Genomic DNA, 12,228 nt, shown 5'->3' on the forward strand with positions numbered 1-12,228 from the left:
GGAAAGTCACATGATACATTTATCAGAACTGACCCCCCTGGGTACCGGGCGGCACCGCAAGTGTTATCCGCACCCGGATGATGCCCAGCGCTGCATTAAGATTGTCTATAACAGCGGTCACGGCGGCGATAAAGAGACCCGACGCGAGCTGAAATACTATGCGCAGCTGTCACGTCGCCTGAAAGACTGGAGCGGCATCCCGCGTTACTACGGCACGGTGGAAACCGACTGTGGGACCGGGTATGTCTATGACGTGATTACCGATTTCGACGGCAAGCCCTCAGTGACGCTGACGGAGTTTGTCGAGCAGTGTCGCTATCCTGAAGACGCCAAAGTGCTGCGCCACATGCTGAAAGTGCTGAAGCGCTACCTGCACAACAATCGCATTGTGACCATGACGCTGAAGCCGCAGAACATTCTGTGCCGCCGCATCAGCGAATCTGAAGTGGTGCCGGTGGTGTGTGACAACATCGGTGAAGGTACGCTGATCCCGCTGGCGACCTGGTCCGGCTGGTTCTGCCGTCGCAAGCTGGCGCGCTCCTGGGAACGCTTTATTGCCCATAAGGAACTGGCTGCGGTACTGGACATGGAGAGCGACGCGCACCTGCCCGCAAGCGGCAGCGCGCTCTCGTTGTCGTCCCGCCAGGCCTAATCCAGCTGGTGGCGAGCCATAAAGGTTTCGCCGCCCAGCTGTCGCATCTGACGCTGGATCCACGCCTGACGGCTGCGCACGTAGCCCGACGGCGCCGCGGCCTGATAGCGAGTGGGGTTAGGCAGCACAGCGGCAAGCAGCGCCGCCTCGCCAGAGGTTAACCGGCTGGCAGGCTTGTTGAAATAGCGCTGCGAGGCTGCCTCAACGCCAAACACCCCGTCGCCAAACTCCGCGATATTCAGGTAGACGGTGAGGATGCGTTTTTTGCTCCACACCGTTTCCATCCCGAGGGTCAATCCCGCTTCCAGCCCTTTACGCAGCCAGCTACGCCCGTCCCACAGAAAAAGGTTTTTCGCCGTCTGCTGAGACAGGGTCGAGGCGCCGCGCACCCGGCCGCCGTTACGTTCGTTATGCTCCAGCACCTTCTGGATAGCCGCCGTATCAAAGCCCCAGTGCTCCGGGAACTTCTGATCCTCAGCGGCAATCACCGCCAGCCCCATCCAGGGAGAGATCTCGTCCATTCCCACCCAATCCGAGTGCGCGATGTAGCCGAAATCGCCGCTGAACCAGGCCGAAAGCTGCCGCTCCAGCATCACCATGGAAAACGGTACCGGCAGCACGCTGAACGCCAGAATACCGCTGACCCAGAATGCGCATACGATGAGAACCGTGCGCACCAGCCAGCGTTTGATCAGCCCCAGCGGGGAACGGCGCCCGCGTTTCATTCGCACAGGTCAAGCACCCGGTCGACCAGCTTCTCAATACCCTGCGCTGCCTGGGCGATATTTTCGGCCAGCATGTACGCCGGCGTGGTGACCAGACGATTGTCCTCATCGACCACGATATCCTCGACCGGGCAAGGTACGTGTTCCCCACCCATTTCTTCGATCAGATCGGCGGTGTCAATATCCGTGCCGATGGTCAGACGCAGCGGCGCAGGAATAATTTTTGGCAGCATGGCGGGGGCAATGCACAGGAAGCCCTGGGGTTTTCCGGCCTGATGCATCGCCTGGCTTAGCCGCAGCAGATCGCCGTCGACCTGCGTTTCGCTACCGTCCCGGGCAAAGGAGCACAGGTTTTTCGCCGCGCCAAAGCCGCCGGGCACGATCAGCGCATCCAGGTCTTCTGCCCGGGCCGTGTTCAGAGGATGCACATCGCCGCGTACCAGGCGAGCGGACTCAACCAGCACGTTGCGCGTTTCCGGCATCGCCTCACCCGTCAGATGGTTAATCACGTCCGCCTGAGCTTTGTCGGGCGCGTAGCAGACGACAATAGCGCCAGCGCGCGCCAGTGCCAGCAGCGTAATCACCGTTTCGTGGATTTCAGATCCGTCATAGACGCCGCATCCGCTGAGAACCACACCGACTTTTTTCATCTCCCTGCTCCTCCGATAACACCTTGACGACAATCACAAATTTGCAATTAAACGTTAAGCGTCACACATTTTACCGATTCATGTAACAAGACATTTAAGTTTTGCTATCTTATGAGCGACCCAACAAAAGATAACTGGCCGCGCCCGCCTGATAACTCCTATCCGAATGGCGAAGCCACTCTTTCCCTGGTGTTGGCGCAGTATTCGCGCACCCCGGTTTAGCCGGGGTCATTTTTTATACGCGGTTTCTACCCACGCTTTCAGCGCGCCAACATCCGACTGCCACTCCTGCTTCAGCTCTTCAATCCATTCACCAACGTTATCCCACCACGCCGGTAAATCCGGAGACTGAATTTGCTGGGCGACCTGTTGCAGGTGACGCAGGCCAACCGAACCGGCGGCCCCTTTAATTTTGTGCCCCTCTTCGACAATGCCTTTCTGATCGCGGGCGGTGAAGTTGGATTCCAGCACGCTGATGTAGCCCGGCATCATTTTTTCAAATACCGCCAGACCGTCGGTGATCAGTTTCGGGCCGACCAGCTCGATATATTGCTCAAGCATGGGAATATCAAACAGCGTCTGCTGCTTATCCTGATCCTGTTCCATCACGTTCTCCTGCTTCTCATCCCGGGCGTCCCAGAATTTTTTGATGGTGGCGGCCAGGGCAGGCACCGCCAGCGGTTTGCTCAGTACGTCATCCATACCGGCATCGAGATACTCTTTTTTATCCTTCAGCACGTTTGCGGTCAGCGCCACCAGCGGCGGCAGTTCGTCTTTCGCATAGCGCTGGTTCAGCTCGCGTGAGATATCCAGGCCGGTCATATCCGGCAGCTGAATATCCAGCAGCACCAGGTCGTATTCGTCCGGAGTGAACATCTCCAGCGCCTCTTTGCCGGTCATCGCCACGTCAACGCTGTTGCCAAGTTTCTCCAGCACCGACCGCGCGACGATAACGTTGAGTTCGATATCCTCCACCAGCAGCACGTGCAGCGCCGGCAGCGGCATATCGTCTTCGTCGAGGGTGTTCTCTACCTCTTCGGCCACGCGCGGCGCCTGCACCGTCAGGATAAAGGTGGAGCCGCTACCCGGCTGGCTGCTGACGGTGATGTCCCCGCCCATGCTTTTCGCGAGGCGACGTGATACCGCAAGCCCGATGCCGGTGCCGGTGGCGGGTTTGCCGCCGTGGCTGTCTTTGACCTGATAGTACATGGCAAAGATTTTATCCTGCTCGTCCTGCGGGATGCCGATGCCGGAGTCCTCGACCTCAAAGCGCAGCACGGCGCCCTTCTCATAGCTCACCCGCACGGTGACCTGCCCCTTCTGGGTGAATTTCACCGCGTTACTGATGAGGTTCCAGAGGATCTGACGCAGACGGGTTCCGTCGGTTTGAATCATATGCGGCAGCGGCAGCGCCGGTTGCATCACAAAGCGTAGCCCTTTTTGCTGCGCCTGTAGCCCGGCCAGGTTCTCCAGGTCGGCAAGGAAGCTGGTGAAATCTACCGGCTGGTTATCCAGCTGGACTTTACGCCGCTCCATTTTGTCCATATCGATAATATCGTTGAAGATATTCCCGAGGGTGACCGCCGAGACGTGGATGGTCTTCAGGTACTTTTCCTGTTCCGCGGTCAGTTCAGTGTCAAGCAGGATCCGGCTCAGGCCGACGATGCCGTTAAGCGGCGTACGCAGCTCGTGGCTGATGGTGGAGATAAACGTGGTCTTATCGCGGCTGGCGCGCTCCAGGGCATCCTGATAGCGCTTACGCTCGGTGATGTCGCGTCCAAAGCCCATTAGCCCGTGGCGCTTACCTACGCGGTCGTAATAAGGCACTTTACGGATCTCAAAGCAGGCTTTGCGTCCGTCCGGGTAGTCAAGCCACTGTTCGTAGGTCAACGAGACGTTGTGGCGGAACACCTTTTCGTCGGTTTCCAGCACCTTCTCCGCCGCTTCCGGCGTATAGACGTCCTGGGGTCGCAGGCCGATCAGCTGCTTTTCGCTTTTGCCGGTCAGCAGTTCCACGGCGCGGTTGCAGCCGGAGAACTCTTTATCTTCGTTACGATAAAACACCAGGTCCGGTGAAGCGTCGAGGAAAGAGCGCAGGAAGGAGGATTGCTGCTCAAGCTGAAGCTGGGTGACTTCACGCTCTTTCATTTCGATCTTGAGCTGCTCAAAGGTGGCCTGCCTTTCCGCTTCGGCCTTTTCGCGGTCGGCAATCTCCTGATTGAGCTGGGCGATGTTGTTCTTCAGCTGCACGTTGAGCTTCAGGTCGCGATCGCGCATCTCTTCGAGCTTCTCGACCAGCCTCGACAGCCGCTGGCGCGACTCCTCAAGCTGTTCAACCACCACCGACAGAAAGTACACCGCCCAGGGCGTAATCAGCAGACCGAAGAAGATGGAGCGGATAACGTCGATGCTCTCCACCTGGCCGTGCAGCACCATGGTAACCGCCATCTGCACCACGATCGCCAGCACCACCAGCGCCAGGGCAAGCAGCATTGAGAAGCGCACCAGTCCCAGCTTCATCATCAAATCAACGTAGTACTGCGCCAACATGCGGATCTGCTTCATGTTTTATTCCTTAGCAAGCTTTGGCCCATCATACTGAATTCCGGGCGCTACGTTGATGACCGTGCGAAAAAAATGCGGCCCGGCGTCAGGTTTAGCGGCTTGCGGCGCGGGTGGTCGCAGATTCTACCGCCTCGGGCGGGTGCCAGGGGCGACCCAGGGCGCTGCCCTGACCGCCGTGCTGCGTCAGGTAGCGGTCGATCTCCACCATGCCGGTCCAGCGGTTCTCGCACCACAGCGGTGCCAGCAGCGTTGGACGTCTGGCGCTCGCCGAGACGCGGTGAAACACCACCTCGGGCGGCGTATGGCGGATCATCTCCCCGGCAATCGCCGTATAGTCCTCAAGCGCTATGCCGTTGAGCCGTCCCGCCTGCCAGGCCTTCGCCATCGTGCTGCCGGTAACGATGTGCAGCGGATGAAGTTTAATTCCCTGTACGCCACTTTCCACTACCCGATCGAGCGTGATGCGGTTTTCCGCCATCCCTTCGCCGGGCAGACCGACGATGAGATGACAGCAAACCTTCAGGCCGCGGTCCAGCGCCAGCCGGGTGGTGCGTTGATAGCAAGCCATGTCATGGCCGCGATTGATACGACGCAGGGTTTTATCGTGTGCGCTCTGTAAGCCCAGCTCCAGCCAGACTTCTAATCCCTGCTCCCGATACCCCGCCAGCAGGTCCAGCACGCTCTCCGGCACGCAGTCAGGGCGCGTACCGACGCACAGGCCGACGACGTTCGCCTGGCTGGCCGCCTGCTGGTACATCGTGCGCAGCACCTGAACCTCGGCCCAGGTGCTGGTGTAGGCCTGAAAATAGGCGAGATAGCGCGACGCGCGATTGACACGCTGAGCCTGCAGGGCCAGCTGTTCGCGGATGGAGTGCTGCTGTTGCGTTTCGTCGGCAAACGACGCGACGTTACAGAAGGTGCAGCCGCCGCGCCCGATAGTGCCATCGCGATTGGGGCAGCTGAAGCCGCCGTGCAGCGTAAGCTTATGAACTTTCTGGCCGTGGCGTCGGGCGAGATCGCCGCCAAACATATTGACTAATTTGTGTAACTGCATAATCTGAGAGGCCGCCCTGAGAAAAGGGCCAAGCCTGCCATTTTTAACCTCGTCCGGCGATGACATGGATCAATCGTCCTGGCCGCGCTTTACCCCATGAATAACCATTCACTTAAATTGATTTTTGAATCAGTTCAGCGGCGATTACTTTTGCTTATAACTTTGCCCATTATTTAAGGAATATGACACCGTGGATAAAACAGTGTCATGCTGCGGCTAACGGCGCTTCACTGGCGTTTTATGCTGGTAGTGTTGCTAATAACAGGACGGTTTATAGTTTTTGTCGCTTATCAACAGTGAGTCAGATCACACTCCCTTTCCGCGCCGCGCCGGGTTTAATGAATGTAAAAAAGGTTAAATCATGTTTATAAACAAAAAGTTAACCTGCATTTATACCCCTTTTTTATAAATAAGAATGCCATTTGACCTGTGTCCGGATTCCCGATAAGTTGGAAATCCGCTGGAAGCTTTCTGGATGAGCGTTCTGCTCATCATATTTATGCAGTAATTGAGATTCCCTCTTAAGCAAGTCCTCAACACTTGTGTACCGATGCGAAAAGGAAAAGAGAGGGCGACACGCGAGGCGATACCGCCACGCATTTTATCGTCGCCTTGCCCTTCTTACGCCTGCGCGTCATCGGTTGCGGAAGGGGTCCGTAGAGCCTGGGGAGGTTCACTGATATGTTGTACGATAAATCTCTTGAGAGGGATAACTGTGGTTTCGGCCTGATCGCCCACATAGAAGGCGAACCTAGCCACAAGGTAGTGCGTACTGCTATTCACGCACTGGCCCGGATGCAGCACCGTGGCGCCATCCTTGCCGATGGCAAAACGGGTGACGGTTGCGGCTTACTGCTGCAAAAACCGGATCGTTTCTTCCGCTTCGTGGCAGAAGAGCGCGGCTGGCGTTTAGCCAAAAACTACGCCGTCGGCATGATTTTCTTAAGCCAGGATGCCAATAAGGCCCAGGCCTCCCGCCGCATTGTCGAAGAAGAGCTGCAGCGCGAAACGCTGTCGATCGTGGGCTGGCGCGAGGTGCCGACTAACGAAGGCGTACTCGGCGACATCGCCCTCTCCTCGCTGCCGCGTATTGAGCAGATCTTTGTTAACGCCCCGGCCGGCTGGCGTCCGCGCGATATGGAGCGCCGCCTGTTCATTGCCCGCCGCCGCATTGAAAAACGCATCCAGGACGATAAAGACTTCTACGTCTGCAGCCTCTCGAACCTGGTCAACATCTATAAAGGTCTGTGTATGCCGGCGGATCTGCCGCGCTTCTACCTGGACCTGGCGGACCTGCGTCTGGAATCGGCCATCTGCCTGTTCCACCAGCGCTTCTCCACCAACACCGTCCCACGCTGGCCGCTGGCGCAGCCGTTCCGCTACCTGGCGCATAACGGCGAGATCAACACCATCACCGGTAACCGTCAATGGGCGCGTGCGCGTACCTATAAATTCCAGACGCCGCTGATCCCCGATCTGCACGACGCCGCGCCGTTCGTCAACGAAACCGGCTCCGACTCCAGCTCCATGGATAACATGCTTGAGCTGCTGCTGGCGGGCGGGATGGATATCGTGCGCGCTATGCGCCTGCTGGTGCCGCCAGCCTGGCAGAACAACCCAGACATGGATCCGGATCTGCGCGCCTTCTTTGACTTCAACTCTATGCACATGGAGCCGTGGGACGGCCCGGCGGGCATCGTGATGTCGGATGGCCGCTTCGCCGCCTGTAACCTCGACCGTAACGGCCTGCGCCCGGCGCGCTACGTCATCACCAAAGACAAGCTCATCACCTGCGCCTCGGAAGTCGGTATCTGGGATTACCAGCCTGACGAAGTGGTGGAAAAAGGCCGCGTCGGGCCGGGCGAGCTGATGGTGATCGACACCCGCATCGGACGTATTCTCCACTCCGGCGAGACCGACCACGACCTGAAAATCCGCCATCCGTATAAAGAGTGGATGGAGAAAAACGTGCGTCGTCTGGTGCCGTTCGAAGATCTACCGGACGACCAGGTGGGCACCCGCGAACTGGATGATGACCTGCTCTCCAGCTACCAGAAGCAGTTCAACTACAGCAACGAAGAGCTGGACACCGTGATCCGCGTGCTGGGCGAAAACGGCCAGGAAGCCGTTGGCTCAATGGGCGACGATACGCCGTTTGCCGTGCTCTCCAGCCAGCCGCGCATCATCTACGACTATTTCCGCCAGCAGTTCGCGCAGGTCACCAACCCGCCGATCGATCCGCTGCGTGAAGCGCACGTGATGTCGCTCGCCACCAGCATTGGTCGGGAGATGAACGTGTTCTGCGAAGCTGAAGGCCAGGCGCACCGTCTGAGCTTCAAATCGCCGATTCTGCTCTACTCCGATTTCAAACAGCTCACCACCATTCAGGAGCATCACTATCGCGCTGACACGCTCGATATCACCTTCGATGTGACCGAGACGACGCTGGAAGCGGTGGTTAACGCGCTGTGTGATAAAGCCGAGCAGATGGTGCGCGACGGTACCGTCCTGCTGGTGCTGTCCGACCGTAACATCGCGAAGAACCGTCTGCCGGTGCCGGCACCGATGGCGGTGGGTGCGATCCAGACGCGGCTGGTTGAGAAAAACCTGCGCTGCGACGCCAACATTATTGTCGAAACCGCCAGCGCCCGGGATCCGCACCACTTTGCCGTGCTGCTGGGCTTCGGTGCCACCGCGATCTATCCGTACCTTGCCTATGAAACCCTGGCAAAACTGATTGATACCGGCGCTATTGAGAAAAATTACCGTAGCGTGATGCTGAACTACCGCAACGGCATTAACAAAGGTCTGTATAAGATCATGTCCAAAATGGGCATTTCGACCATCGCCTCCTATCGCTGCTCGAAGCTGTTTGAAGCGGTCGGACTGCATGATGAGGTGTCATCCCTCTGCTTCCAGGGCGTGGTCAGCCGCATCGGCGGCGCCGGGTTTGCGGATTTCCAGCAGGACCTGCTGAACCTGTCGAAGCGTGCCTGGCTGGTGCGTAAGCCGCTGGAACAGGGCGGTCTGCTGAAGTACGTCCACGGCGGCGAATACCACGCCTACAACCCGGACGTGGTCCGCACCCTTCAACAGGCGGTGCAGAGCGGCGAGTACAGCGACTATCAACACTACGCGAAGCTGGTTAACGAACGTCCGGCGGCGACGCTGCGCGATCTGCTGGCGCTTAATCCGCAGGGTGAGGCGGTCAGCCTGGATGACGTCGAGTCTGCCAGCGAACTGTTCAAGCGTTTCGATACCGCGGCCATGTCTATCGGGGCGTTAAGCCCGGAAGCGCATGAAGCGCTGGCCGAAGCGATGAACAGCATCGGCGGCAACTCCAACTCCGGGGAAGGCGGCGAAGATCCGGCGCGCTACGGCACCAACAAAGTGTCGCGCATTAAGCAGGTCGCATCCGGCCGCTTCGGCGTGACGCCGGCGTATCTGGTCAATGCCGATGTTATCCAGATTAAAGTCGCTCAGGGTGCCAAGCCGGGTGAAGGCGGCCAGCTGCCGGGCGACAAAGTGACGCCCTACATTGCCAAACTGCGCTACTCGGTGCCGGGCGTGACGCTGATCTCCCCGCCGCCGCACCATGATATCTACTCGATTGAAGATCTCGCGCAGCTGATTTTCGACCTCAAACAGGTCAACCCGAAAGCGATGATCTCCGTGAAGCTGGTCTCCGAGCCGGGCGTGGGCACTATCGCCACCGGCGTGGCGAAGGCCTATGCGGATCTCATCACCATCGCCGGCTACGACGGCGGCACCGGCGCCAGCCCGCTCTCCTCCGTGAAATACGCGGGCTGTCCGTGGGAGCTGGGCCTGGTGGAAACCCAGCAGGCGCTGGTGGCGAACGGGTTGCGTCATAAGATCCGTTTGCAGGTTGATGGCGGTCTGAAAACCGGGCTCGACATCATCAAAGCGGCCATTCTCGGTGCGGAAAGCTTCGGCTTCGGTACCGGCCCGATGGTTGCGCTGGGCTGTAAATACCTGCGTATTTGCCACCTGAACAACTGCGCCACCGGCGTAGCGACCCAGGATGAGAAACTGCGTAAGAACCACTATCACGGCCTGCCGTTCAAAGTGACCAACTACTTTGAATTTATCGCGCGCGAAACCCGTGAACTGATGGCGCAGCTCGGCGTTACGCGTCTGGTGGATCTGATTGGCCGCACCGACCTGCTGAAGGTGCTGGACGGCTTTACGGCGAAGCAGCAGAAGCTGGATCTCTCCCGCCTGCTGGAAACCGCTGAGCCGCATCCGGGCAAAGCGCTGCACTGCACCGAGCACAACCCGCCGTTTGATAACGGCGTGCTGAACGCGCAGCTGCTGAACCAGGCGAAGCCGTATGTGGATGACCGCCAGAGCAAAACCTTCTGGTTCGATATCCGCAACACCGACCGCTCGGTGGGCGCCTCGCTGTCCGGCTACATCGCCCGTATCCACGGCGATCAGGGCCTGGCATCCGATCCTATCCGGGCGCACTTCAGCGGTACCGCAGGCCAGAGTTTTGGCGTGTGGAACGCCGGTGGCGTGGAGCTTTACCTGACCGGGGATGCCAACGACTACGTCGGTAAAGGCATGGCCGGCGGTCTGCTGGCGGTGCGTCCGCCGGTGGGGTCTGCGTTCCGCAGCCACGAAGCGAGCATCATCGGTAACACCTGCCTCTACGGCGCCACCGGCGGGCGTCTGTACGCCGCGGGCCGTGCGGGCGAGCGTTTCGCGGTGCGTAACTCCGGCGCGATTACCGTGGTGGAAGGCATCGGTGATAACGGCTGTGAATATATGACCGGTGGCATCGTCTGTATTCTTGGCAAAACCGGGGTGAACTTTGGCGCGGGCATGACCGGCGGTTTCGCCTACGTGCTGGATGAAGACGGCGAGTTCCGTAAGCGCGTGAACCCGGAGCTGGTGGAAGTGCTGAGCGTTGACGATCTGGCGATTCACGAAGAGCACCTGCGTGGCCTGATTACCGAGCACGTCCAGCAAACCGGCTCTCAGCGTGGGGAAGAGATTCTGGCAAACTGGCCGGCGTTCTCCACCAAATTCGCGCTGGTTAAACCGAAGTCCAGTGATGTAAAAGCATTGTTGGGTCACCGTAGTCGTTCCGCAGCCGAGCTGCGGGTGCAGGCGCAGTAAGAGGTCGATATGAGTCAGAACGTATACCAGTTTATTGATTTACAGCGTGTTGATCCTCCGAAGAAGCCGCTCAAGATCCGTAAAATTGAATTTGTAGAAATTTACGAGCCGTTTTCTGAAAGTCAGGCCAAGGCGCAGGCAGACCGCTGCCTCGCCTGCGGGAACCCGTACTGCGAGTGGAAATGCCCGGTGCATAACTACATCCCGAACTGGCTGAAGCTCGCCGAAGAGGGACGCATTATCGAAGCGGCGGAGCTGTCGCACCAGACCAACACCCTGCCGGAAGTGTGCGGGCGCGTCTGCCCGCAGGACCGCCTGTGTGAAGGCTCCTGTACCCTGAACGACGAGTTCGGTGCGGTGACCATCGGCAACATTGAGCGCTATATCAACGATAAAGCGTTTGAGATGGGCTGGCGTCCCGACCTTACCGGCGTGAAGCAGACCGGTAAACGCGTGGCGGTAATCGGTGCCGGCCCGGCCGGGCTTGCCTGTGCCGACGTGCTGACCCGCAACGGCGTGAAGGCGGTAGTCTACGATCGCCACCCGGAAATCGGCGGTCTGCTGACCTTCGGTATCCCGGCCTTCAAGCTGGAAAAAGAGGTGATGACCCGCCGTCGTGAGATCTTCACCGGCATGGGCATTGAGTTCCACCTCAATACCGAAGTGGGCCGCGACGTGCAGATCGACGATCTGCTGAAAGACTACGATGCGGTATTCCTCGGCGTTGGCACCTATCAGTCGATGCGCGGCGGGCTGGAAAATGAAGATGCGCCGGGAGTGTACGAAGCCCTGCCGTTCCTCATCGCCAATACCCGCCAGCACATGGGCTTTAGCGAAGACAGCGCCCATCCGTTCATTAATATGGAAGGCAAGCGCGTCATCGTACTGGGCGGCGGCGATACCGCGATGGACTGCGTGCGCACCTCGATTCGCCAGGGCGCGACCCACGTGACCTGTGCGTATCGTCGTGACGAAGAGAACATGCCTGGCTCCCGTCGCGAAGTGAAAAACGCGCGCGAAGAGGGCGTCGAGTTCCAGTTCAACGTTCAGCCGCTGGGGATTGAGATCAACGCCAACGGCAACGTCAGCGGCCTGAAGATGGTGCGCACCGAGATGGGCGAGCCGGATGAGCAGGGCCGTCGTCGCGCGCAGATCGTTCCTGGATCAGAGCACGTGGTGCCTGCCGATGCGGTGGTGATGGCGTTTGGTTTCCGCCCGCACAGCATGGAGTGGCTGGCGAAGCACAGCGTCGAGCTGGATTCTCAGGGCCGCATCATCGCCCCGGAAGGCAGCGAGAACGCGTTCCAGACCAGCAATCCGAAAATCTTCGCCGGTGGGGATATCGTGCGCGGTTCCGATCTGGTGGTGACGGCGATTGCCGAAGGCCGCAAGGCTGCGGATGGCATCATGAATTACCTGGAAGTGTAAAACGGGTAATAC

General features: G+C 59.0%; 7 protein-coding genes. 3 read left to right on the forward strand and 4 right to left on the reverse strand.

The genetic code is table 11. The features are described 5' to 3' along the window. Positions 1 to 10: 10 nt before the first annotated feature. Positions 11 to 652: a PhoP regulatory network protein YrbL gene (yrbL, locus tag DW58_RS03925; protein WP_024550745.1), complete on the forward strand. Its 642-nt coding sequence runs from the start codon at positions 11 to 13 to the stop codon at positions 650 to 652. On the opposite strand, the gene mtgA is transcribed toward yrbL, so the two are convergent. From mtgA to mnmL, 4 genes are all read right to left on the reverse strand, one after another. Then, the gene (mtgA, locus tag DW58_RS03930; RefSeq protein ID WP_024550744.1) at positions 649 to 1,377 is read right to left on the reverse strand and encodes a monofunctional biosynthetic peptidoglycan transglycosylase; all 729 of its coding nucleotides are present in this window, start codon (positions 1,375 to 1,377) and stop codon (positions 649 to 651) included. The two genes, yrbL and mtgA, sit on opposite strands and share 4 nt — an antisense overlap. After that, positions 1,374 to 2,027: an isoprenoid biosynthesis glyoxalase ElbB gene (elbB, locus tag DW58_RS03935; protein WP_024550743.1), complete on the reverse strand. Its 654-nt coding sequence runs from the start codon at positions 2,025 to 2,027 to the stop codon at positions 1,374 to 1,376. The genes mtgA and elbB overlap by 4 nt, the downstream gene beginning before the upstream one ends. Before the next feature lie 228 nt (positions 2,028 to 2,255). Continuing rightward, on the reverse strand, positions 2,256 to 4,592 hold the full coding sequence (gene arcB, locus DW58_RS03940; protein ID WP_024550742.1) for an aerobic respiration two-component sensor histidine kinase ArcB: 2,337 nt from the start codon (positions 4,590 to 4,592) through the stop codon (positions 2,256 to 2,258). 91 nt (positions 4,593 to 4,683) lie between these two features. Continuing rightward, positions 4,684 to 5,646, reverse strand: a complete 963-nt coding sequence (mnmL, locus tag DW58_RS03945; protein WP_024550741.1) for a tRNA modification radical SAM protein MnmL/YtqA — start codon at positions 5,644 to 5,646, stop codon at positions 4,684 to 4,686. Between the two features lie 681 nt (positions 5,647 to 6,327). Between mnmL and gltB the strand changes: the two genes are divergently transcribed. Together gltB and DW58_RS03960 are read left to right on the forward strand one after the other, a co-directional pair. Beyond that, a complete protein-coding gene (gene gltB / locus DW58_RS03955; protein ID WP_029696339.1) occupies positions 6,328 to 10,788 on the forward strand; it encodes a glutamate synthase large subunit in 4,461 nt (1,486 codons plus the stop codon). A 9-nt stretch (positions 10,789 to 10,797) separates the two neighbouring features. Further along, a complete protein-coding gene (locus DW58_RS03960; RefSeq protein ID WP_024549420.1) occupies positions 10,798 to 12,216 on the forward strand; it encodes a glutamate synthase small subunit in 1,419 nt (472 codons plus the stop codon). Positions 12,217 to 12,228: the final 12 nt, after the last annotated feature.

The sequence above is a fragment of the Siccibacter turicensis LMG 23730 genome, assembly GCF_000463155.2.
In the GTDB taxonomy this organism is placed as follows: domain Bacteria; phylum Pseudomonadota; class Gammaproteobacteria; order Enterobacterales; family Enterobacteriaceae; genus Siccibacter; species Siccibacter turicensis.